The organism is Cellulomonas sp. PSBB021, from assembly GCF_002240455.1.
Classification (GTDB): Bacteria; Actinomycetota; Actinomycetes; order Actinomycetales; family Cellulomonadaceae; genus Cellulomonas; species Cellulomonas uda.
In genome coordinates this window covers 3,037,393-3,060,333 of sequence record NZ_CP021430.1, presented here as the reverse complement: position 1 = coordinate 3,060,333, position 22,941 = coordinate 3,037,393, and the positions used below count along the sequence as shown (strand labels likewise).

At 72.4% G+C, this 22,941-nt stretch carries 19 protein-coding genes and 1 pseudogene; 8 read left to right on the top strand and 12 right to left on the bottom strand.

Translation table 11 applies throughout. The annotated features are described in order from the left end of the window. Positions 1–84: 84 nt before the first annotated feature. The gene (locus tag CBP52_RS14065; protein WP_198303467.1) at positions 85–1,578 is read left to right on the top strand and encodes a non-reducing end alpha-L-arabinofuranosidase family hydrolase; all 1,494 of its coding nucleotides are present in this window, start codon (positions 85–87) and stop codon (positions 1,576–1,578) included. A gap of 172 nt (positions 1,579–1,750) precedes the next feature. Here CBP52_RS14065 and CBP52_RS14060 read toward each other — a convergent pair whose 3' ends face one another. The 3 genes from CBP52_RS14060 to CBP52_RS14050 form a co-directional block, all read right to left on the bottom strand. Next, a complete protein-coding gene (locus CBP52_RS14060; RefSeq protein ID WP_157732642.1) occupies positions 1,751–2,443 on the bottom strand; it encodes an Abi family protein in 693 nt (230 codons plus the stop codon). 261 nt (positions 2,444–2,704) lie between these two features. Next, positions 2,705–3,568, bottom strand: coding sequence for a VanW family protein (locus CBP52_RS14055; protein ID WP_232514511.1), 864 nt, complete (start codon positions 3,566–3,568; stop codon positions 2,705–2,707). 150 nt (positions 3,569–3,718) lie between these two features. Next, positions 3,719–4,444 carry a glycosyltransferase family 2 protein gene (locus CBP52_RS14050; protein WP_094181472.1) on the bottom strand — a complete coding sequence of 242 codons (726 nt, stop codon included), beginning with the start codon at positions 4,442–4,444 and terminating at the stop codon, positions 3,719–3,721. Between the two features lie 66 nt (positions 4,445–4,510). On the opposite strand from CBP52_RS14050, the pseudogene CBP52_RS14045 reads away from it, so the two are divergent. After that, positions 4,511–4,972 (top strand): annotated as a pseudogene (locus tag CBP52_RS14045) (hypothetical protein). Here the strand turns inward: CBP52_RS14045 and CBP52_RS14040 are convergent. The 6 genes from CBP52_RS14040 to CBP52_RS14015 all read right to left on the bottom strand — a co-directional run bounded on the left by CBP52_RS14040 (position 4,957) and on the right by CBP52_RS14015 (position 12,726). Further along, entirely contained in the window at positions 4,957–6,156 is a 1,200-nt protein-coding gene (locus tag CBP52_RS14040; RefSeq protein WP_094181471.1) for a GNAT family N-acetyltransferase, read from the bottom strand. The pseudogene CBP52_RS14045 and the gene CBP52_RS14040 overlap by 16 nt on opposite strands. Before the next feature lie 4 nt (positions 6,157–6,160). Continuing rightward, a complete protein-coding gene (locus tag CBP52_RS14035; protein WP_094181470.1) occupies positions 6,161–7,288 on the bottom strand; it encodes a hypothetical protein in 1,128 nt (375 codons plus the stop codon). A 103-nt stretch (positions 7,289–7,391) separates the two neighbouring features. Further along, positions 7,392–9,902, bottom strand: a complete 2,511-nt coding sequence (locus CBP52_RS14030) for a PQQ-dependent sugar dehydrogenase (RefSeq protein WP_094181469.1) — start codon at positions 9,900–9,902, stop codon at positions 7,392–7,394. A gap of 89 nt (positions 9,903–9,991) precedes the next feature. After that, complete coding sequence (locus tag CBP52_RS14025) at positions 9,992–10,495, bottom strand: GNAT family N-acetyltransferase (protein ID WP_094181468.1); 504 nt, start codon at positions 10,493–10,495, stop codon at positions 9,992–9,994. Positions 10,496–10,552: 57 nt separating this feature from the next. After that, positions 10,553–11,755 (bottom strand): IS30 family transposase, encoded by a 1,203-nt coding sequence (locus CBP52_RS14020; protein ID WP_157732641.1) that lies wholly within the window; start codon positions 11,753–11,755, stop codon positions 10,553–10,555. Between the two features lie 548 nt (positions 11,756–12,303). Further along, positions 12,304–12,726, bottom strand: coding sequence for a low molecular weight phosphatase family protein (locus tag CBP52_RS14015; protein ID WP_094181466.1), 423 nt, complete (start codon positions 12,724–12,726; stop codon positions 12,304–12,306). Between the two features lie 18 nt (positions 12,727–12,744). On the opposite strand from CBP52_RS14015, the gene trxB reads away from it, so the two are divergent. From trxB to CBP52_RS13990, 5 genes are read left to right on the top strand one after another with little or no spacing between them, the layout of a single operon-like run. Beyond that, positions 12,745–13,734, top strand: coding sequence for a thioredoxin-disulfide reductase (gene trxB / locus CBP52_RS14010; RefSeq protein WP_094181465.1), 990 nt, complete (start codon positions 12,745–12,747; stop codon positions 13,732–13,734). Beyond that, entirely contained in the window at positions 13,734–14,057 is a 324-nt protein-coding gene (trxA, locus tag CBP52_RS14005) for a thioredoxin (RefSeq protein ID WP_198303466.1), read from the top strand. Before trxB ends, trxA begins: the two co-directional genes overlap by 1 nt. Positions 14,058–14,088: 31 nt before the next feature. Then, positions 14,089–15,195 carry an ACR3 family arsenite efflux transporter gene (arsB, locus tag CBP52_RS14000; protein WP_198303465.1) on the top strand — a complete coding sequence of 369 codons (1,107 nt, stop codon included), beginning with the start codon at positions 14,089–14,091 and terminating at the stop codon, positions 15,193–15,195. Continuing rightward, entirely contained in the window at positions 15,192–16,232 is a 1,041-nt protein-coding gene (locus tag CBP52_RS13995; protein ID WP_094181463.1) for a metalloregulator ArsR/SmtB family transcription factor, read from the top strand. Before arsB ends, CBP52_RS13995 begins: the two co-directional genes overlap by 4 nt. Then, positions 16,232–16,684, top strand: coding sequence for an arsenate reductase ArsC (locus CBP52_RS13990; RefSeq protein WP_094181462.1), 453 nt, complete (start codon positions 16,232–16,234; stop codon positions 16,682–16,684). Before CBP52_RS13995 ends, CBP52_RS13990 begins: the two co-directional genes overlap by 1 nt. Before the next feature lie 53 nt (positions 16,685–16,737). Here the strand turns inward: CBP52_RS13990 and CBP52_RS13985 are convergent, their stop codons facing one another. Then, positions 16,738–17,244 carry a GNAT family N-acetyltransferase gene (locus tag CBP52_RS13985; RefSeq protein ID WP_094181461.1) on the bottom strand — a complete coding sequence of 169 codons (507 nt, stop codon included), beginning with the start codon at positions 17,242–17,244 and terminating at the stop codon, positions 16,738–16,740. Further along, on the bottom strand, positions 17,241–18,647 hold the full coding sequence (locus tag CBP52_RS13980; RefSeq protein ID WP_094181460.1) for an FAD-dependent oxidoreductase: 1,407 nt from the start codon (positions 18,645–18,647) through the stop codon (positions 17,241–17,243). The genes CBP52_RS13985 and CBP52_RS13980 overlap by 4 nt, the downstream gene beginning before the upstream one ends. A 62-nt stretch (positions 18,648–18,709) precedes the next feature. Between CBP52_RS13980 and CBP52_RS13975 the strand changes: the two genes are divergently transcribed. Continuing rightward, the gene (locus tag CBP52_RS13975; protein WP_094181459.1) at positions 18,710–19,093 is read left to right on the top strand and encodes a metalloregulator ArsR/SmtB family transcription factor; all 384 of its coding nucleotides are present in this window, start codon (positions 18,710–18,712) and stop codon (positions 19,091–19,093) included. A 183-nt stretch (positions 19,094–19,276) separates the two neighbouring features. Here CBP52_RS13975 and dnaB read toward each other — a convergent pair whose 3' ends face one another. Beyond that, positions 19,277–22,858, bottom strand: a complete 3,582-nt coding sequence (gene dnaB, locus CBP52_RS13970; protein WP_198303613.1) for a replicative DNA helicase — start codon at positions 22,856–22,858, stop codon at positions 19,277–19,279. Positions 22,859–22,941 lie beyond the last annotated feature (83 nt).

Below are 22,941 nucleotides of genomic sequence, written 5' to 3'. Positions count from 1 at the left end.
CGCACGCGATGACTGACGGCTCTGAGGGGAGTGGGTTCGTCGACGCGGCGCGCTCGCTCCCGGTCGGACAAGGGAGATGAACAGGTGAGAAGAAACGCAGGAAGCCTGCGGCGACGGTGGTCCGCGATCCTCCTCGCACTGGGCGTCGCGGCGGCCGGCGCGGTCGCGGTCGCGGCAGCGCCCACCGCGACGGCGGCGAGCGTCGACACCTCGGCGTCGTACGTGCTGGTCAACCGCAACAGCGGCAAGGCCCTCGACGTGTACGCCCGGGCCACCACCGACGGTGCCCGCATCACGCAGTGGTCCCGCAACGACGGCACCAACCAGCAGTGGCAGTTCGTCGACTCCGGCGGCGGCTACTACCGGCTCAAGTCCCGCCTGTCCGGCAAGGTCCTCGACGTGACCGGCCGCTCCACCGCCGACGGCGCCGCGATCATCCAGTGGACCGACAACAACTCGTCCAACCAGCAGTTCAGCATCCAGGACGTCGACGGCTACATCCAGCTGATCGCCCGGCACAGCGGCAAGGCCGTCGAGGTGCAGGGCGCGTCCACCGCCGACGGCGGCAACGTCGTCCAGTACGCCGACTGGAACGGCAGCAACCAGCAGTGGCAGATGGTCCGGGTCGGCGGCGACACCAGCACGCCGACGCCCACGCCCACGTCGCCGGGCGGCTGCTCGCTGCCGTCGACCTACCGGTGGGACTCCACCGGGCCCCTCGCCCAGCCGCGGTCGGGCTGGACGTCGCTCAAGGACTTCACCAACGTCGTCCACAACGGCAAGCACATCGTCTACGCGTCGAAGGTCGAGAACGGGAGCTACGGCTCGATGGCCTTCAGCCCGTTCACCAACTGGTCGGACATGGCCACCGCGAGCCAGAACGCCCTGCCCTCGGGCACGGTCGCCCCGACGCTGTTCTACTTCGCACCGAAGAACATCTGGGTCCTGGCCTACCAGTGGGGTCAGTGGCCGTTCATCTACCGGACCTCGAGCGACCCGACGAACGTCAACTCGTGGTCGTCGCCGCAGCCGCTGTTCACGGGCAGCATCGCCAACTCCGGGACCGGTCCGATCGACCAGACGCTCATCGGGGACGGGCAGAACATGTACCTGTTCTTCGCCGGCGACAACGGCAAGATCTACCGCGCGAGCATGCCGATCGGGAACTTCCCGGGCAGCTTCGGCTCGGGCTACACGACGGTCATGAGCGACACCACGGCCAACCTGTTCGAGGGCGTGGAGGTCTACAAGGTCGCGGGTCAGAACCAGTACCTGATGATCGTCGAGGCCATGGGCTCGCAGGGCCGCTACTTCCGCTCGTTCACGTCCTCGAACCTGTCGGGCTCGTGGACGCCGCAGGCCGCGTCGGAGAGCAACCCGTTCGCGGGCAAGGCCAACAGCGGCGCGACGTGGACCAACGACATCAGCCACGGTGACCTGGTCCGCTCCAACCCCGACCAGACCAAGACGATCGACCCCTGCAACCTGCAGCTGCTCTACCAGGGCCGTGACCCGAACGTGAACGCCGACTACAACAACCTGCCGTACCGCCCGGGGCTGCTCACGCTCCGTCGGTGACAGCAGCCGGCAACGAGGAGGGTGGGCTCCACCCGATCGAGCCCACCCTCCTCGCCCGGCGGTCCTTTCTCGACCACCGCACCTCACGCAGGACGGCCTTCCTGCGGGGACCGAGTCGTCGGGAACAGCCTTCGCGCGTCGACGAGCGCCGCGTACCGCCCGACATCCCTGCCTAGCGCGGCGGGCGGGGCCGCGCAGCCAGTACCGCGGGCAGCCTGCTGTGCCGGGTGAGGTGCTGATGCAGGTCGGGCGAGAGATTCCGCGCGACGAAGACGATGTACCGTCGGTGGTTCTCGGGCTGCCTGTCGAAGACCGACTCGTGGTGGGCGACCCGGTTGCGGAAGTCACGAAGGGCACTGAGGGCTGCGTGCAGCCGGGCGCGGTCAGCACCCGGCACGTACGCGGCGTGCAGAGCGGGCACCCACAGCGACTTCTCGTGCAGGTCGTCGGTGAGGTAGGACCAGAAGCCGAACATCAGCTCCGCGACGGCCTTGCCGCGCGGCACCACTCCGAGGTCGTAGCCGGAGTGCCGACGGGCGTCCTTGACGTTAGCCCGCGGGGTGGCGTTCTTGTCCTTGGGGTTGCCGTTCTTGTCTTTCGCGACGTGTGGCGGGAACAACAGTGTGCAGGAGGGGGCGGTCAGCCACTCGCCGTCGTGGATGTCCGGGTGGGTCAGCAGTGCTCGGTCGTACGCGTTGCGCACCGCGACCTCTAGGTGCCCGAGGTCGCGCAGGAATGCCGCTGCGATCTCGCTGTTCCACTCGTACAGCGCGAGAGCGAGCTCCGTGTCCCCGCCGGCTGCCTTCACGTACTTCGCGAACCGACCGGCAGTGAGCCAGTCATCCACCCACTGCGGCGTCGACACCTGCGTCGTTCCCCCTGTAGGCTCGGTGGCACGTGAGAGTTTCAAACGACCGCTGCCCTGCATGTTGTTGAAGCCAAGGCTTTGGGAAGCCCCGGTATCGGCGAGAGCCGACCCGGGGCTTTCTGCTGCATCGCCACCGTACTGGGTGCCTCCTACGCGCCAGTGCAGCGGGACTGCTCGCCCCGGTTGTTGGTATCGCGACCGGGCACCCGATCATCGGGCGAGTCGACGTCGGGACCACCAGCGATCGCATCACCTCCCTCATGAACCCATCCCCGCTACGCCACCGGCGCTTCCGGGGCCCAGAAACGGCTGGTACATGAGACGACCCTGGTTGACCGCGAGGAGCTCGTCGTCCACCTGGTGCCCGGCGAGGTCGAGCACGCGTCGCCGCAGCACGTTGTGGCGCGTGAAGACGCCTGGCAGGTCGTTGCGCATCTCGTGCGCGGCCTCGTACACCTCGTAGGTGTGCAGCGGCGCCCGGTCGCTGGTCCAGGCCCCGACCAGGTGCGTCTTCTCGACCGTCAGCGAGAGCCGGAAAGTCGCGGCCGTGCGGTTCTCGATCTGCAGGTCCAGCACCGGCCACGAGCACGTGGCGCCGCTGCCGAACGGCTGCGTGCGCCCGTTGTCCGGGAAGACGTCGTACGTGTGCCGCCAGCGCTCGACCACGGTCAGCGGTGTGTGCACCGTCATCCAGTACAGGAGGTTGGTCATCTGGCACATGCCGCCGCCGACCCCCTCCTCGACCAGGCCCTGCCGCAGGACCATGCCGTCCCGGAACCCCCGCCGGTGGCTCGGCCTGCCGACGAGCCGCCAGAACGACATCCGCTGACCGGGCCGCAGCGCGCTGCCGTCCAGCCGCCCGGCAGCGATCGTGAGGTTGACCGCCTTGCCCTCCTGCAGCCGACGGTCCACCCCGGCCAGCTCGCGGAAGATCGGGGTGCGGTGCGCCGCCACCTCGTGCTCGAAGCCGTCGGCGGAGACGCGGTCCAGCCGCGCCTCGACGCCCGCCTGCCGCCACTGCCACTCCCGGCGCAGGCGCCGGACGGCCGGCCCCAGCGACTCCCGGGCGCGCTCGCGCACGGAACCGGTGACCCGCGCCGTGCCGCTCGGCCTCGTGCCCACCGCAGCTCCCCCTGCCTGGCGGGGCTCGGGCCCCGCGCCCCCGGGCGCGCCGACGCGCTCGTCGGACGTGATCGTCCCGTTCCGGCGGGGCGGCGGCAAGGGCCGTCCGACCCAACGGTGATGCGCCCCCGGTGCGCGGCCCTGTGGCGGTCAGCGTGCCAGGCGCAGCCGCCAGCGCCGCCACGGCGGGAGCCGGAGCCAGTTGCGCCGGAGCGTGCGCAGCGCGCGGCCGAACCGCCGTCGCAGCTGCGCCGCCCCGCGCAGCGAGCGCGCCGAGACACCCACCCGCAGGTGCCGGTCGAACACGATCCGCCGCAGCGGTCCGAGCGCGAACGCCAGGTCGAGGTCGTCGTGGATCTCCGAGTCCTCCCTGGCCACCGCGCGCCGGACCTCCTGCCACGCGCTGCGGCGCACGGCCATCGACGAGCCCCACAGCGGCGGGTGCCCCAACGCCAGGTGCCCGAGCGCGTAGTACGCGCCCAGGTAGAGCGCGGTCGCGACGACGCCCGGGACGGGGTGCAGGTCGGTGAACCGGCCCGTGCCGCTCAGGGCGTCGAGCCCCGGATCGCCGGCCATCCGTGCCGTGATCCGCTCGACCCACCGCGGACCGGGCAGCGAGTCGGCGTCGAGGCGGGCGATGACGTCCCCGAGCGCGGCGTCGTACCCCGCGGCGGCCGCGGCCGGGATCCCGGGCCGCGGCTCGACGACCACGCGCGCCCCGTGCCGGGCGGCGACCCGGGCCGACCCGTCCGTCGACCCGTTGTCCACGACGACGACCTCCAGCGGACGCACGGTCTGCCGGGCGAGGTGGCGGAGGCACACGTCGAGCGCCTCGGCGTCGTCGCGCACCGGGATCACCACCGAGACGCTGGTCATCCCGCCATCCTCAGGTGAGCGCGCGCATCCCGCGCGGTGACGCCCGGTCCGGGTGACGATGGCGCGATGACGTCACCGCAGAACGGGCCCGACGAAGCCCACACCGTCCCCGAGGGCGTCTCCGACGAGCTGGTCGAGGCGGTCGGGGGCGTCACCGCGGCCTTCGAGGTCATCGAGCACGCGCGCGGGATGCTCTACGCGTTCCACCGGCTCGTCGGCCGCGCGGACTAGGAGCTCGCCGAGGCCCTCGACCAGCTCGAGGCCGCGGGCCGTCCCGACCTCGCCGAGGCGCTGCGGACCGACGTCGTCGGGCGCAACGTCATCGACGGACGCTGGACGTTCCAGCTCGTCGAGGAGTTCGACTCCGGGTACTACCGGGCGTTCGCCGACGCCGAGCGGGCCGTCCGCGACGCGACGATGGGCGGGCGCCGGCACGTCTTCGAGGCCCAGCTCAAGGAGCGGGAACGGACCCCCGGGCTGCCCGGCCACGAGGCACAGCCCGCGGTGACGGGTCACCAGGGGAGATAGTAGGTCAGCAGGTCGGCGGTGAGCGGCGGGAACAGGGCGCCGAAGAGCTCGGCGTCCGGCGCGTACACGTCGGGGTGGAGCCGTCCCAGCCCCTCGATGCCGAGCTGTCCGAGGAGCAGAGCGGGCAGCCGGTCCGGAGCCACGCCGGCGCCCCGCGCGACACCGGGCGCCTGCATCGGGCCGCCGACCTCGACGGGGCCCAGCCCCGCGTCGTCGGACCACGGCAGCCGGTAGTGCCGGCCGAACGTCGAGATCACGACGTCCCGGCCGAGCCCCGCGGCGCGCAGGCGCGCCGTGAGCACCGGCCGCAGCGCGTCCAGCACGATCTCCGGGCGCTCCAGACGCACGTAGTACTGCGTCGCATCCGTCCCCGCGGGCTCGAGGAGCTCCGCCCAGGCGCGCCCCGGCACCGTGAGCGGCCGGTGCACGATCGTCAGCGGTTCGCCGAGCCCGCGCAGCGCGGCCAGGAGGTCGTCCGCCGCCGCTGCGTCCGCCGCGGCGGCCTCCGCGACCAGCAGCCCCTCGTCGGGAACGCCCGTCCGCGCGGACGCGACGACGACGCCGTCACGCTCCAGGACGCGCGTCGTGCTGGCCTCGTGGGCGAGCAGGCACCGCCAACGGTCCGCCGGGTGCGGCATCGCCACGTCGTACGGCGCCTGAGCCGCGTCCTGCAGCGCGACGAGCGCCGGGAGGTCGGCCCTCGTCGCCTCGCGGAGCACCGACGCGGCCGGCGCGTCCTGCGCCGGCAGCGACCCCCGGAGCGCTCGCGCGCGGGGGATGTCGACGGCGTACTCGTAGCCGAACAGCCGGTAGAAGTACGGGATCCCGATCATCACCTGGAGCAGGTGCCCGCGCTCGCGCGAACGCTCGTGCGCCCAGCCCATCAGCGCGCGGACCAGACCCCGCCCCTCGTAGTCGGTGTCGGTCGCCACGAGCTCGACCTGACCCGCCGGCAGCACGACGTCACCGACCCGCACCGTCTCGTCGAGCAGCGTCGCCGTCGAGACCACGCGATCACCGTCCACGACGACTGCGCACGCGTCCCACCCGAGCTCGCCCTCCACGACGAGCCGGTGGTCCAGCGCGTCCGGCTCCTCACCGCGCGCGACGAGCAACGCACCGATCTGTTCCAGGTCCGACGGTCGGGCGGTGCGGAGCTCGAGCCCTCCGGGCAGCGTCGTCATGCGATCACACCAGGTGCTTCTGCCAGACCGCCGCGACACCGTCCGCCACGAAGCCGAGCGCCACGTTGATCGCGAGCATGTGGGCGTTCTCCTGCGCGTTCCACGTGTGGATCCGCTCCACGCCCGGCCGCCACGCCGCGAGCGCACGCACGTTCGTGACCTTGACGAGCGTCCCGAGGCGGTGCCCGCGGTGCTCGCTCAGCACGAGCGTGTCCTCCTGGAAACCGAACGGGACCTCGGGGACGGGGATCTGGAGCACCGTGAACGCGACGAGCTCGCCCGACGCGACGTGCTCCGCCACCGTGAGCAGCACGTGCTGCTGCCGGCCTGCGAGGTCCACCAAGTGGCTGCGCACGCGCTCGGCGTCCCACGTCTCCTCGTCGTAGGCGACCTCGCCGAGCGGCACGTCCGTGCTCATGCGGGTCCACAACCGCGCGAGGTCGTCGAGACGGTCCTCGGGGACCTCGTCGCGCCACGTGAGGACCCGGTAGGCGTCGCCGGCCGCGGCGGTGGCGTCGCCGCCGAGCCGGTCGAGCACCGGCGCCGGGACCGGCAGGTACAGCGTGGAGTGGCGGCCGACCTGCTCGAGCACGTAGCCGCGCTCGCGCGCGACGACCGCCTCGGTCGCGTCGGCCGGCACGCGCCCCGCACCCGTGCGGGGCTCGAGCGCACCCGGCCCCGCGGGCGGCTCCGGGGCGTGCGGTGCCGTGAAGACGACCGTCGTGCAGCCGAGCGCTGCGGCCTCGTCCTCGACCGCGGCGAGCAGCACGTCGTGGACGCCGTCGTGGACGTACGCCGGACGCACGGCCAGCGGCCCGGCCCAGAGCAGGTGCGTGTTGGCCTCGCGCCCGACGACGACGAGCGCGACCCCGACGACGTCAGCCGGCTCCGGCGCGACGCCCTCCGGGTGCGAGGCGCGCACCACCAGGAGCATCTGCTTGCGGTCGTACTCCTGGTGCCGGACCACGCCGTGCATGACCGAGGGCGGCGCCCACTGGTCGGTCCAGCCCCACACGGCGGCCTCGCGCTCGCGCTCGACGTCGCTGAACGCGTGCAGCGCCCACGCGTCGGGGTGGTCGAGGTCGGTGGGTGGTTCGGGGGCGCGCAGGACGCGCCAGCTCCGGTTCGTCACGTGCCGAGTCTGCCGACCCGCCACCTGGGCTGACCAGGTATTTCGGCTGCTCAGCACGCGGCTGCGACGACGACTCTCGTGCAGTGCTGCGGAGTACACCTCGCTACGGGTGCAGGCGGGTCGTCGGGACGATCTCCGCCGCCTGCGACGTGCTCGACCAGCGGAGCTCCGCGACCGCGTGCCGCGTACCGTCGAAGTACTCCACGACGATCGGCACCGCCTGCCCCGCGGTGAGCGCGACCGTCCCGGTGTCGACCCGGCGGGCGTGCCTCGTCCACGCGTCGATCACGAGCCGACCGTCGACCCACAGCCGCACGCCGTCGTCGGACGTCGTCGCGAATGTGTACGTCTGCGAGTACCGCGGCACGACCGACCCGCTCCAGCGCACGGAGAACGTGTCCGCCCCGATGCCGCTCACCGGCGCCGCGAGTCCCCAGTCGAACGCGACGGCCGGGTCGATGCGCGAGACCGAGGTGCCCGTGAGGTCGCTGTTGTCGAAGTAGACCGCGCGCAGGCCGCGCAGCCCGAGCGTCGCCGTCAGCGTCGTCGCCGTCGTCGGGGTCCGCCAGGTGCGGCTCGACGCCGTCGAGCCGTCCGACCACCCGTCGAGCTCGTACGTGCGACCCTGCGCGTCACGTTGCGACGGCACCGCGAGCCGCAGGTCGAAGCCCGCCCACGAGGTCACCGTCGTCGGACCCGTGACCGTCTCGCCGTTGACCGTGAGGGTGCGGCCGGTGGGCGAGGTCGCGAGCGTCACGGCGATCTCCTGCGGCAGGAAGTCGCGGGTGACCGTCGTCGTCGCACCCTGGGAGTCCGTCGCGGTCAACGTGATGCGCAGGTGGCTGTTCGCGGCGGCGGCCAGGTCCTCCGGTCCGGGCGCCTCGAACGACACCGACGTCCCCGTCACCGGCCCGAGGAACGGGTGGGTGTGCTGGTCGTGCACGCGCACGACCGTCCACGACAAGCGCGAGCCGGGCAGCGTGCCGTCCTGCGCGTCGGTCGCCGACCCGCTCAGCGTGTACGACTGCCCGACGACGAACGTCGCCCCCGCGGCAGGCGACGTGATCTGCGCCGTCCGCGCGCTGTTGCCCGAGCTGATCCGCGTCGTCACCGCGGCCGACGTCGCCCCCTGCGGGTCACGCACGCGAAGCGTCGCGGTCCACGTGCCCGCCGCGTACGTGTGCTGGACCGTCGGGCTCGTCGTCGTCGCGTCGGCCGTCCCGTCGCCGAACTGCCACAGGTACGTCAGGGTGCCGCCGTCCGGGTCGCTGCTGCCGCGCCCGTCGAGCGTCGTGGTCAGCGGCGCCGCGCCGCTCGTCGGGGACGCGGTCAGCGACGCCGTCGGCGGGCGGTTCGCCGTGCCCGTGTAGGCGAGCCGGCGGACCTCGCCGCCGTTCGCGTACGTCGTGTAGTACAGCGCCTGGCTCCCGGACCACGGCCCGAACTCCAGGTGCACCGCCGCGCCGAGGCCCGTCGAGACGTCCGTGCGCGTCCCGCCCTTGAGCATCATCAGCTTGCCGCAGTTGTAGTCCGAGAACAGGTACCCGTCCTCGTACGCCGCCGGCCAGACACCGTCAGGGACGAACGCGCCGCCCGTGATCGACCCGCAGCCCGTGCTGCGGCCGTAGTCGTGGATCGGGTTCGTCATCCCGGCCGGGAGCGCGCCACCGCAGCTCGTCGCCGAGCCCGTCTGCGCGCAGTGCCCCTCGCGCACCGGCCACCCGTAGTCCGCTCCCGACGTGCCCTGGTCGATCTCCTCCCACACGTTCTGCCCGACGTCGTTGACGCGGAACACCGTGCCGCTCGCGTTCGGGTCGAACGCGAACCGGAACGGGTTGCGCAGACCCCACGCGAACGTCTCACGGCACACCGTCCCGGACGCCGCCGGTGCGAGCCGGCAGCTCGCCGTCCCCGTACCGAGGAACGGGTTGCCCGGTGCGGGTGCACCCGTGGTCCGGACGACGCGCAGGATCTTGCCGTTCAGCACGTTGCGGTCACGCGACGCGTCGTTGTTGCCGCCGCAGCCGCTGTCGCCCTTGTAGTCGCAACCGCCGTCACCCGTCGAGACGTACAGGTACCCGTCCTTGCCGACGTGCACGTCGCCCGCGTTGTGGTTCCCAGCCGGGGACGCGATCCCGTCGAGCAGGACGGTCTCGCTCGCGGGGTCGACCACGTTGTCCTCGCCGAGCACGAACCGCGACACCCGGTTGACCGGCGCGCCAGCAGGGGTCCCACCCTGGCTCGTCGGGCACGACGAACCCGTGCGCACCGTGTAGAACACGTAGATCGCCCGCGTCGCCGGGTCCGGGTCCGTCGCGACGCCCAGCAGGCCGCGCTCCGAGTTCGTGCAGATGCGGCTCGACAGGTCCAGCGCCGGCGTCGCCAGCAGCGTGCCCGCCGCCGTGCGGACCCGCAGACGCCCCGACTGCTGCGTCACGAGCATCCGTCCGTCCGCCGTGAACGCGATCGCGGACGGGTTCGGCACGCTCGCGACGAGCGAGTCGGTGAACCCCGCCGGGACCGCGGCGGTCGCGGGTGGCGACCCGGCCACGGTCAGACCGGCGGCCACCACGGCCCCCACCGCCACTGCCGCGAGCGTGCGCACGATGCTCATCGAGGGCCCCCGTCCTCGTCGACACGTCAGGCGGCCACCCTCCACCCGTGGCAGCCGGAGCGCAACGCCGCCCGGGACGCCAGCCTCCCTCAGTGACCCGCAGCTGCGAACGCTGCAGCGAACCGCAGCTCACCCCGCGGCGCAGGACCCGAGAAGGTGACCTGCTGGACCAGGGACCGGTCCAGCTCCAGGTGGGAGAGCCCGCCCCCACCGGTGAAGCCCATCCGGCCATAGATGGCCGGATCGCCGATCAACGCGCAACCCCGCGCTCCCTGGCATCGCAGCCGGTCCAGCGCCTCAGCGACCAGTGCGCGACCGACACCCCGCCGTTGCCGGTCGAGGCGGACCGAGATCGGCCCGAGCCCGAACCAGCCGCCGTGCGACCCGTCGACCGTCACCGGCGAGAGCGCGACATGACCGATGACCTCGCCGTCATCCTCCGCCACCAACGAGAGCGTCAGGTCCCCCGACTCCCGCAGCGACCGGATGATCGCCGCCTCGGAACCGTCGCTGAACCACTGCGGCTCGAAGGCGGCGGTGGTCAACCGGTCGATGGCGTCGACATCGTCGGGACGTTCAGGTCGGATCAGCACTCGCGCCTCCGGTTCAGCCGGCGCGCCGCGTGGGCGCGCGTCACACCGTAGGCGGGTTCAACCGGTCGTTGCAACACCGGCCTGTTCGAGGGAGCGTAGTTGCTCTGCGAGGACCTCGGCGGGGGTGCGCCAGCCGAGGACCTTGCGGGGGCGGTTGTTGAGGGTCAGCGCGACGGCTTCGAGGTCGCCCGCGCTCCAGCGCGACAGGTCGGTGCCCTTGGGGAAGTACTGGCGAAGCAGCCCGTTGGTGTTCTCGTTCGTGGGGCGCTGCCAGGGCGAGTGCGGGTCGGCGAAGTAGACCTTCGTGCCCGTGGCGAGCGTCAGGTCGACATGTCCGGACAGCTCCTTGCCGCGGTCCCACGTCAGCGTCTGACGCAGCTGCACGGGCAGGGTGGTGATGGACGCGGTCAGCGCGGCGTTCATCGCGAGGGCCCCGTACCCGCCGAGCGAGGTGCCGTTCTTCACGACGGGCTCCTCTCCCCAGCCCTCCAGGCGTGGCAGGTGCACCAGGATCGTGGCGCGGCTGGCGCGCTCGACGAGCGTGCCGATCGCGGAGCGGCCGGTCCCGATGATCAGGTCGCCTTCCCAGTGCCCGGGCACCGCCCGGTCGGCGGCCTCGGCGGGCCGCTGCGACAACACCACGTCGGCGGTGACGTGCCCCTGCGGCTTGTTGCGGGTGCGGGCGCGCGGTTCGCGCAGCGCCCGTCCGGTGCGCAGGCACGCGACGAGCTCACGCTTGAGCGCACCGCGCCCCTCGATGAACAACGCCTGGTAGATCGCCTCGTGGCTGATCCGCATGGACTCATCATCGGGGAACTCCAGCCGCAGCCGGTTGCTGATCTGCTGCGGGCTCCAGGCCGTCGCCCAACGCCGGTCCGCCCGGCGGGGCTTCATCTTTCGACCCTTCCATCCGGGCGTGTCAGGTCCCGCCACGACCGTCCCGTCGGAGCGTCGCACGGTGCCGTCCAGGCGCTCCTGGACGTACTCGCGCAGCCTGTCGTTGACGGCGAGCTTGGCGACCTTGGGACGCTTGGCGGCCTCCTGCGCCTTCCACTGAGCGACCGTGGCCCGGTACTCCCGTCTCCCGGAACGGGTCGCAGCGTTGCGGCGTAGCTCCCGGGAGATCGTCGACGGGGATCGTCCCAGGTGGGCGGCGGTCTCCCGCACCCCGTAGCCCATCACCTGGCACAGCGCGATCTCCTCACGCTCTTCGAACGTCAGGTAGCGGCCCGTGGGCTCGGCCAGCGAGATCGGCGGCATGCCGCCAGCGTGTCGAAACCAGCGGGTGCCCACCGGCCATGACACGCCGACCGTCAACGACGCCTCCACCGTCGTGACCCCCGTCGCGATCAGCCGCCAGAACTGACGCTGCACCACCCGCGACGGGTCCGGCCGACCGGGCGAGCGCATCGCCGGGCGCAACGCGCGGTCAGCCCGCCACTGCCGGCGCAGGCCCTCGGGAACATCGCTCGTCTTCTTCCGCCAGTCCGCCTTCGCCACGACACACCTCCGGGATCAAGGTGTTGCGACGACCAGTTGAATCCGCCGTAGGCCCGGCGGCGGGTGTGCGGCTGAAGCGAGATGCGTTGGCAGAGCGACCCTCGTCCCGCGCCTGAACGTGCACCGACCGCTGCGGACCCTGCCGTGGTCGACGGGTCAGGTTGCTGTGCTGTGTGGGTGTCGAGATGCACGACAGATTGACTGCCGCTGAGCGTCGTACCTTGCCTGCTGAGGGCTGGCCGCCTCCGCCCGGTCAAGGTACGACCGCCTCCTGCCGTTCGTGCGAATGGCGGTTTTGCTCCGGCATCTCAGGGAACGATCTCTGTCAGCAGGTCCTCGATCCTGTGGTCGAGGTGATTGCGCAGCGGTCGGATGCCCTCGAGGTCCCATCCCTCGGGGTCGGGTAGCGGCCAGGTCTCGACGTGGGGATGCGCGGGCAGGGCCAGGTTCGGCTTGAGAGCGATCACGACGTCGGCCTGGGCGATGAGCTCAGGTGTGACGGGCTGCGGGATCTGGTCGCTGCGGTCGATCCCGAGCTCGGCTAGTGACGCGAGGACCGTTGCGTCGGCCCTCTCGCCCGGATTCGTGCCCGCCGACAGCACCCGGACCGTGTCGCCCGCCCGGGCGGCGGCGAGGCCGGCAGCGAGCTGGGAGCGACCGGCGTTGTGCGCACAGACGAACAGCACCGTTCGCCGGACGTTCGCCTCTGCCTGGTTCCGTGTTGTGTTCACGTCTGTCAATATAGAGACATGTCGATGCAGCGTGAAGTCGTGATCGTCGGATCGGGCCCCGCCGGGTACGCCGCGGGGATCTACGCCGCCCGGGCCGGTTTGTCCCCGCTGATCGTCGCGGGGTCGGTGACCGCCGGCGGTGCGCTGGTGAACACCACGGAGGTGGAGAACTTCCCCGGCTTCCCCGAGGGCATCCAGGGCCCGGAGCTGATGGACAAGCTGCGCGCGCAGGCCGAGAAGTTCGGGGCGCAGGTGCTCCTGGACGACGTAACCGCCCTGGACCTGACCGGGCCGATGAAGCGGGTGACCACGGCCGGCGGTGAGGTGTTCACCGCGCGGGCGGTCGTGCTGGCCACCGGCTCGGCGTACCGCGAGCTGGGCCTGGTCGACGAGAAGCGGCTGTCGGGGCGCGGGGTGTCCTGGTGCGCGACGTGCGACGGGTTCTTCTTCCGCGGGCAGGAGGTCGTGGTGGTCGGCGGTGGGGACTCCGCGGTCGAGGAGGCCACGTTCCTGACCCGGTTCGCCTCGAAGGTGACCCTGGTGCACCGCCGCGACGCGCTGCGGGCCTCGAAGATCATGGCCGACCGCGCCGCGGCGAACCCCAAGATCGCGTTCGCGTGGAACAGCGAGGTCGTCGCGATCCACGGCGAGGACAAGGTCACCGCTCTGAGGCTGCGCGACACCGTCACCGGCGCCACCCGCGAGCACCCGGCCGCCGGGGTGTTCGTCGCGATCGGGCACGTGCCGCGCAGCGAGCTGCTGACCGGGCAGGTCGACCTGGACGAGAACGGGTACGTGCGGGTGCAGGGCCGCACCACCCTGACGAACCTGCCCGGGGTGTTCGCCTGCGGCGACGTCGTCGACCACACCTACCGCCAGGCCATCACCGCCGCCGGGTCCGGCGCGGCCGCGGCCTTGGACGCCCAGCACTACCTGACCGGGCTCGGCGACGTCGGCACCGCCGGCCCCGTCGCCCCCGGCGTCGCCCACCAGCTGCAGGAGGTCTGATGCCCACCACCACCGTCACCGACGCCACCTTCGAGGCCGAGGTGCTGCGCTCCGAGGTCCCGGTGATCGTCGACTTCTGGGCCACCTGGTGCGGCCCGTGCCGCCAGGTCGCCCCAGTGCTCGAGCAGCTGGCCGAGGACTACGCGGGCCGCGTGAAGATCGTCAAGCTCGACGCCGACGCCAACCCGCAGACCGTCACCGCCGCCGGCGTGGTGTCCATCCCGACGCTGAGCTTCTACGTCGACGGGGCACCGGTGAAGTCGCTGATCGGCGCCAAGCCGCGCCAGGTCATCGCCGCCGAGATCGACGACCTGCTCACCTGAGCACGCCCCTCCCAGACGAAGGACCTCGCCCGTGGCTCAGACCTTGCCCGCACCCCAGCAGCTCGCCACCCGGCGCCTGTCCACCCTGGACCGGTGGCTGCCGGCCTGGATCGGGGCGGCGATGCTCGCCGGCCTCGCGCTCGGCCGGTTCGTGCCGTCGCTCGCCGACGCGCTCGCGCACCTGGAGGTCGGCGGGATCTCGCTGCCGATCGGGCTCGGGCTGCTGGTGATGATGTACCCGGTGCTGGCCAAGGTCCGCTACGACCGCGTCAGCGCGGTCACCGGCGACAAGCGGCTGCTGGTCAGCTCGCTCGCGCTGAACTGGGTCCTCGGGCCGGCGCTGATGTTCGCCCTGGCGTGGGTCTTCCTGCCCGACCTGCCCTGGTACCGCACCGGCCTGATCATCGTGGGCCTGGCCCGGTGCATCGCGATGGTCGTGATCTGGAACGACCTGGCCTGCGGGGACCGGGAGGCCGCGGCCGTCCTGGTCGCGATCAACTCCGTCTTCCAGGTCGTGGCGTTCTCCGTGCTCGGCTGGTTCTACCTCAGCGTCCTGCCGGGCTGGCTCGGCCTGGACACCCAGGGCCTGGACGTCTCGGTCGGGCAGATCGCGCTCAACGTGCTGGTCTTCCTCGGCGTCCCGCTGGCCGCCGGGTTCGCCTCGCGCGCGATCGGCGAGCGCACCCGGGGCCGAGACTGGTACGAGTCGCGGTTCGTGCCGCGGATCGGGCCGTGGGCGCTGTACGGGCTGCTGTTCACGATCGTGCTGCTGTTCGCCCTGCAGGGCGACGCCGTGACCCGCAACCCCCTCGACGTCGCCCGCATCGCCCTGCCGCTGCTGGTCTACTTCGCCGTGATGTGGGGCGTCGGCCTGGCCACCGGCAAGGCACTGCGCCTGGGCTACGCCCGCTCGACGACGCTGGCGTTCACCGCCGCCGGCAACAACTTCGAGCTCGCCATCGCGGTCGCGATCGGCACCTTCGGCGCCACCTCCGGGCAGGCGCTGGCCGGTGTCGTCGGACCGCTCATCGAGGTCCCCGTCCTCGTCGGCCTCGTCTACGTCTCCCTGTGGGCGGCACGCCGGTGGTTCGCCACCGACCCCTACGCCACCCCGCACGGCCAGGAGGTCCGCTCGTGAGCACCCTGTCCCCCGAACGGCCGGCGCCGACCGGCTCGGACTGCGCCCCCACACCCGAGGCGCACGCGATGGGCGCGCAGGCCGCCGCCCAGGTCGCGACCATGCTCAAGGCGCTGGCCGACCCGCTGCGGCTGCGGATGCTGTCGTTCATCACCACCAGCTCCACCGGTGAGGCGTGCGTGTGCGACATCGCCACCGTCGCCGACGTCTCCCAGCCGACCGTCTCCCACCACCTCAAGGTCCTCAAGGACGTCGGCGTGCTGACCTCGCAGCGGCGCGGCACCTGGGTCCGGTACCGCGTCGCCCCCGACGTGCGCGGTGCGGTCACCGCCCTGCTGGACTCCTTCGCCCCCGCCGCGCTGGACGCCGCCCACCACCGCGCCCGCCCGCTGACCGGCCTCGGCGACGTCGACGCCACCCTGACCCGGGTCGCGGACGACCTCGCGCCCCGGTTCCCCGACCTGCGCCCGGACCTGGTGCTGCGCACCGTGCGCGAGTCCTACGCCGCGCTGGCCCGCGGCGCCGGCACCACCGCGCACCTGGTGCCCACGGCGCAGCGGTTCGCCGCCCAGCGCCTGGCCGACATCACCCGCGCCGCCACCCCGGGCGGGCACGTGCCGCAGGTGCTGTTCGTCTGCGTCGCCAACGCCGGCCGCTCCCAGCTCGCCGCGGCCCTGCTGCGCCACTACGCCGGCGACACCGTCATCGCCCGCTCCGCCGGGTCCGCCCCGGCTGCGGCCGTGCACGCCACCGTCCGCCCGCTGCTCGCCGAGCTCGGCACCGACGCCGAGGCGGTGTTCCCCAAGCCGCTGACCGACGACGCCGTCCGCGCCGCGGACGTCGTGATCACCATGGGCTGCGGCGACACCTGCCCGATCCTGCCCGGCAAGCGCTACGAGGACTGGGTCGTCGGCGACCCCGCCCTGGCCTCCCCTGAAGGTGTCGCGGCCATCCGCGACGACATCGACGCGCGCGTGCGCGCCCTGCTCGCCGACCTGCTGCCGTCCACCACCGACCGACCCGAGGAGCACGCCTGATGACCGACACCGCCACCGAGACCACGGCCGACGGCGCGACCACCAAGCCCAGCGTGCTGTTCGTCTGCGTGCACAACGCTGGCCGCTCGCAGATGGCCGCCGGGTGGCTGCGGCACCTGTCCGGCGGGGCCGTGGAGGTCCGCTCGGCCGGGTCGATGCCCGCCGACCAGATCAACCCCGCAGCCGTGGAGGCGATGCTCGAGGAGTGCATCGACATCCGCGCGGAGAAGCCGAAGGTCCTGACCACCGAGGCCGTGCAGGCTTCCGACGTCGTGGTCACCATGGGCTGCGGCGACGCGTGCCCGTTCTACCCCGGCAAGCGCTACGAGGACTGGAAGCTCGAGGACCCCGCCGGTCAGGGCGTCGAGGCCGTCCGTCCGATCCGCGACGAGATCCGCACCCGCATCCTGACCCTGCTCACTGAGCTCGGCGTCCAGCCGGTCAACGCCTGACCGCGCCTGCGACGACGGCCCGGACGCTGCGGCGTCCGGGCCGTCGTGGCCGTTCACCCGCCGGCCAGGGTCTTCTGCAGCAGCGTCGTGCCCAGCCACCGGTCGAACTTGCGACCCACCCGCTTCAGGCGCCCCGCCGGGTCGAACCCGGCGCGCCGGTGCAGCGCCAGCGAGGCCGCGGTGTCCCCGTCCGCGACCACCGCGATCACCTCCCGGGCGCCGGCCACCGCGGCCTGCTCGAGGACGGAGGCGAGCAGGCGGGTGCCGATGCCCCGCCCGGTCGCCGCCGGGTCGAGGTAGATCGTGTCCTCGACCGTGTGCGCGTACGCCGGCCGCGGCCGCCACGGACCGACGTACGCGAACCCCGCGACCTGCCCGTCCAGCAGCGCGACCTCGAACGGCCACCCCGCGCCGGTGACGGCGTCGAGCTTGTCCCGCCACACCGGTTCGCCGGGCGGGTCGAGCTCGAACGTCGCGGTCGACGTGGCCACGTAGTGGTCGTAGATCCGCGCGAGCCCTGCGACGTCGCCACTGGTCGCGGCGCGCACCTGCACGTTCACGCGGTGCCGGTCGCCGGCTGGTCGCCCGAGCGGCCGTGCACGACGCCGGTGGCGAAGCCGATGCTCGCCGGCGCCCCGACCCCCAGGGTGACCAGCTGCGGCTCGGGTGCGCTGCCGCAGCACGAGCCGCCGTCGGCGTCGAGGTCGGTCGAGCACACCCCGGTCTCGGGCAGCTCGAGCTCGACCGCGTCCGCGCCGGCGCGGTCGCCGGCCAGGGCCGCGGCGATCGAGCGGACCTGCTCGTACCCGGTGGCGAGCAGGAACGTCGGGGCGCGCCCGTAGGACTTCATCCCGACCAGGTAGAACCCGTCGTCCGGGTGGGACAGCATCGTCTCCCCGTGCGGGGGCACCGTCCCGCAGGAGTGGAAGTTCGGGTCGATCAGCTCGGCCAGCCGGGCCGGGGACTCCACCACCGGGTCCAGGTCGAGGCGCACCTCGCGCAGCATGTCCAGGTCGGGACGGAACCCGGTCGCGTTCACGATCGCGTGCACCTGCAGGTCCAGCGCCTCCTCGCGCGCGTGGCCCAGCACCCGCACGCTGTCCCCGGTCGGCACGAGCTGCTCGATCGACACCCGGGTCACCAGCGTCAGCCGGCCGGCGTCCACGGCGTCCTTCAGCCGGGTGCCGAGCAGCCCGCGGGCGGGCAGCTCGTCGGCCGCGCCCCCGCCGAACAGCCGCCGTGCCGAGCCGGCGCGGATCGCCCACGTGATCGTCGTACCCGGCGCGGACTCGGCCAGCTCGACCAGGCTCAGCAGGGTGTTCGCCGCCGAGTGCCCCATCCCGACCACCAGGGTGTGCCGCCCGGCGAACCGCTCCCGCTGCGCACCGAGCACGTCCGGCAGCGGCCCGGTCACGAAGGCCGCCGCCTCCCGCTCCCCGACCGCCGGCAGGCCGCTGGCACCCAGCGGGTTCGACGTCGCGTACGTGCCGGACGCGTCGATCACCGCGCGCGCCAGCACGTCCTGCACCTGCCCGTCCGGGGTCAGGGCCCGCACCCGGTACCCGCGACGCGCCCGGCCCAGGGTGCGGGTCTTGTCCGCGCCGTCACGCGCCACCGCCAGCACCCGGGTACCCGTGCGCAGCCGCGAGGCGATCGCGCGCGTCGCCGCCAGCGGAGCCAGGTAGTCGCGCGCGAGGTCCGCACCCGTCGGCAGCGCGTCCGCGTCCGGCGCGACCCACCCCGTCGGCTCCAGCAGCCGACGCGCGGCCGCGTCGATGTCATAGCGCCACGGCGAGAACAACCGCACGTGCCCCCACGACGCGACCGCCGCCCCCGCACGCTCGCCCGCCTCGAGCACCAGCGGCTCCAGCCCTCGCTCCAGCAGGTGCGCCGCCGCCGCCAACCCCACCGGCCCGGCACCGATCACGACGACCGGCAGCTCCTCACGCACGACCTCGGCCATGACCACTCCTCGCATTGAAGTACGTCGATAGGTGACGCCGAGCAACGTATCCACAACCGTCGATGCGTGGCAAGATGGCTGCCATGACCGCCACACCGCTGCCGCTCGCCACGCCGCCGTCGACCGGCACGTGCTGCGCACCACCGACCCGGGCAGCGGCCGAGCCCGAGACGGCACGCGAGCTCGCGCGGATGTTCAAGGCGCTCAGCGACCCCACCCGCGTCCAGCTGCTCTCGATCGTCGCCGCGCACCAGGACCGCGAGGCGTGCGTGTGCGACCTGACCGAGCCCGTCGGCCTCGCCCAGCCGACCGTCAGCCACCACCTCAAGATCCTCGTCGACGCCGGCCTGCTCACCCGCGAGCAGCGCGGACGATGGGCGTACTACTCTCTCGTGCCCGGAGCCCTCGACGACGTCGCCGCGAGCCTCCTCGACGCCGCCCGCTGAACCTCCTCGCGACTAACGCCGTCGGGGCTGCAGTGGCAGGTAGCGAACTTGACGCCGAACGTACTTGAAGTATCCGCGCCTCAATCTCAAACCATCTTGCATCTCGACAGTGGGTGTTCGGGGTCGGCCCAGTTGCGGGCGACCTAGGCTGGCGGGAGACACAGCTGGCGGGAGACGCCCGGGTCAGGCCTGCATGTCGACGAAGCGGCTGAAGTGACCCTGGAACGCGACGGTGATGGTGTCGGTCGGGCCGTTTCGGTGCTTGGCGACGATCAGGTCCGCTTCGCCCGCGCGCGGAGACTCCTTCTCGTAGGCGTCCTCACGGTGCAGCAGGATCACCATGTCCGCGTCCTGCTCGATGCTGTTGTGGACGGCGATGCCGTTGGCGATGAAGTTGTGGGTCCCGACGACGGTGGCGTCGAACACCTGCTTGTCCCCCATCGGCTCGATCGCGACGACCTCGTCCCACAGAAGGTCGTTGACGGCGTCGACCTGCATCTCGACGCGGTCGAGAACGTCGACGACCTGGGCGAGCGGCGCACGACCCTCACCCTGTGATCGCACGGCCGCTGCGGTCAGGACGGTGCGGACCTCGTCCCAGAGCCGGACCGGCTCGGTGGCCGTGTCGATGCCTCGCTCCCGGACACGCGTGAGCAGGGTTCGAGCCGCGCCTGCGTGGCGGCCCTCGATCCCGATCTCTTGCAGGAGGCGCCGGAGGTCGTCCTTCTCGACGACCTCCAGCACAACACCGTCCGCGGACCGGCGGACCCGGGTCGAGATGCCGAACCGCAGCAGCAGACGGCTGACGCCGTCGAGGACGGAGCGCCCGCTCGCGCGCAGCGACACGCGGCCGCTCGACCGTTCCAGCTCGACCCGGCCGTTCTCCGTGAGGAGCGTCCGCAGGAAGAGCGCGATCTGCTGCTTGGGCAGGTGGAACAGCGACGCCGGCATCGACTCACCGAGCTGTGCCCACACCTCGTCGGCCCAGGCCGCCGCGTGCGGGGCAGTCCGCCCGGCGATCATGCGCGCGAGCATGACGACGTCGCGGTCGTCCCAGGCTGCAGTGAGCTCCGGACCCGGGACGTGCCGCGGGACGCCGATGCGAGTGCCCGGCTCGAGCTCACCGAGCGGGGTCCAGCCCTCGTAGGTCAGGAAGGGGTGGTTGGCGGTCGCCGTGACCTCCTTACCCGAGGCGAGGCGCAGCCGGTAGGTCGGCTTCACGCCCGTCGGGAACACATGGGTGAGGTGGCGGCGGACGTACTGCAGTCGCTCGTCGAGCGCCCAGACCGGAACGTCCGTCGCGCGCAACGCGTAGAGCTCGCCGAGCGTCGTCTCCGCGCCGGTGTCCGCGCGCAGGACGCGCGTGTCCTCGGTGAGGCAGCCGGACTCGCGCAGGTCGCTCATCTGCGGCTTCTTGTCCGTGCGCTGCTCCGGGCCTCGGTTCAGCTGCGAGATCGCGATGACCGGGACCTCGAGCTCCTTGGCGAGCAGCTTGAGCGCACGCGAGAACTCGGAGACCTCCTGCTGACGCGACTCGACGCGCTTCCCGGACGTCATGAGCTGCAGGTAGTCGATCACGACGAGCTTGAGGTCGTGACGCTGCTTGAGGCGCCGGCACTTGGCGCGGATCTCCATGAGCGACATGTTGGGCGAGTCGTCGATGAACAGCGGCGCGCCCGAGACCTTGCCCATGGTCTGCGCGATCTTCGCCCAGTCGTCCTCACCCATCTGCCCCGTGCGCAGCTTCTGCAGGTGCACGCGCGCCTCGGCGGAGAGCAGTCGCATGACGATCTCGTTGCGACTCATCTCGAGCGAGAACACCACCGCGGCCTGGTTGTGCTTGATCGCAGCCGACCGGACGACGTCGATGCCGAGCGTCGAGTTGTGCGTCGGAACCATCGCCTCGCTCGCGAGGTACAAGTGCGAGGGGTGGGCGATCTCGACGCATCGGACCGGCACGGACTCGACCGGCTCGACCGACACGATGAACCGCTGCCACAGGCGGGGTGTCGAGCGACGACGGCGTTCCTTGTGCACGAGCTTCTTGCGTTCGAGGCCGAAGACCTCGTCGTCGGTCGTGAACGTGATGGTGAAGGCGGTCGACGTCGCTGCGGAGCGTCCGGCCACGGTGCGCGTCGACCACCCCGTGCGGTAGCCGAGCGAGTGCACGAGCTCGCGGACGTCGCACGCGAGGCGCTCGTCGGTCAGCGTGATCTGCGGGCTGCCCGTGGGGTTCACGGTCCCGTCGGTGTCGAGCAGCCCGGCGAGCAGGTCCCGCCGCTGCCGCTCGCTCGCCCTCAGGTAGGCAGCCGGGATGTGCTTGTTGCCGAGCACGCCGAGCGTCCGGAGCCGAGCCTGGACCGTGCCGTGGGCGGAGTGGCACTCCTGGCAGCGCCGCAGGCCGGACGTCTCGCGTCCGCAGTCCGGGCACGTCGGGGCGGGCGCCCCGACGCGCAACACCTTGACCTTCCCCCCGCACGACTTGCCACACGTCCGGACCTGGCGACGCGGGTTCACGTATGTCGTGCCGCAGACCTCGCAGGCGCGGGGCTCGACGTCGTCCTTGGGCAAGGACACGGTGTAGAGGCGGGCGGGGCCGCTCGTCGGCGCCGAGCGCAGCTCGTAGCCGCGGCCCTCGATGTGCATGGCGATCTCGGGGTCGGCGCTGGTGAAGCGCGCGGACGCGGAGTGGCCGTCGCCGAGCCAGACGCCCAGCAGGTAGGGGTCGACGAGGAGGTCGGCGTCCGGGAGGCGCAGCGGGCGCGCGGTCTCGACCGAGTGGTTCGCGCGCCGGTCGGCCGTCGCGCACCGCACCGTGCCGTGGATCTCCTCGGTGGTCCAGATGCTCGGCATCCCGCCGTCCCGCTGGCGTCGGTCGGCCCGCGTGCGGGTCGCCCACTGGTGCTGGGCGTCCGCGACGATCGTCGTCCCGTCGTCGAACGAGACCCGGTAGCAGGGGCGGTCCACCATGACGTCCGTAGCTGCGACGACGGTCGTCGGGGTGCCGTCAGCGGCAAGGAGCTGGTCGCCGACCCGGACCTCCCCCATCGTCGTCCAGCCCGTGGGGGTGGGCAGCGGGGTGTCGAGCGCCAGGGCCTTGCCGATCGCCGGACGGGCGGCGACGACGATCATCTGGCCCGGGTGCAGGCCGTTGGTCAGACGGTCGAGGTCGGAGAAGCCGGTGGGGACGCCGATCATCCCCTCCCCGCGGTGACCGGCGGCCTCGATCTCGTCGACGGTCCCGCCGATGATCTCCGCGAGCGGCAGGTAGTCCTCCGACGAGCGCCGCTCGGTGACGGCGTACACCTCGGCCTGGGCGGTGTTGACGAGCTCGTCGACGTCGCCGCCGTCGGTCCCGTAGCCGAGCTGCACGATGCGGGTGCCGGCCTCGACGAGCTTGCGCAGGATGGCGCGCTCGCGCACGATCCGCGCGTAGTACCCGGCGTTGGCGGCGGTGGGCACGGACGCGATGAGCGTGTGCAGGTAGGGGGCGCCGCCGATGCGCGCGAGCTCGCCGCGCTTGGTGAGCTCGTCGGCGACCGTGATCGCGTCCGCGGGCTCGCCACGGCCGTAGAGGTCGATGATCGCGTCGTAGACGGTCTCGTGCGCGGGGCGGTAGAAGTCGGTGCCGCGGATCTGCTCGATGACGTCGGCGATCGCGTCCTTCGAGATCATCATGCCGCCGAGCACGGACCGCTCGGCCTCGAGGTCCTGCGGCGGGGTGCGGTCGAACTCGCGCCGTCCGGAGTCGGGCTCCGGCGGCATGCCGTACTCGAGCTCGTCGATCGTCACCAGCGCACCTTGTTCTCTGCCTTCGCCTTCTCCGCGTCACGGAGCTCGTCGAACAT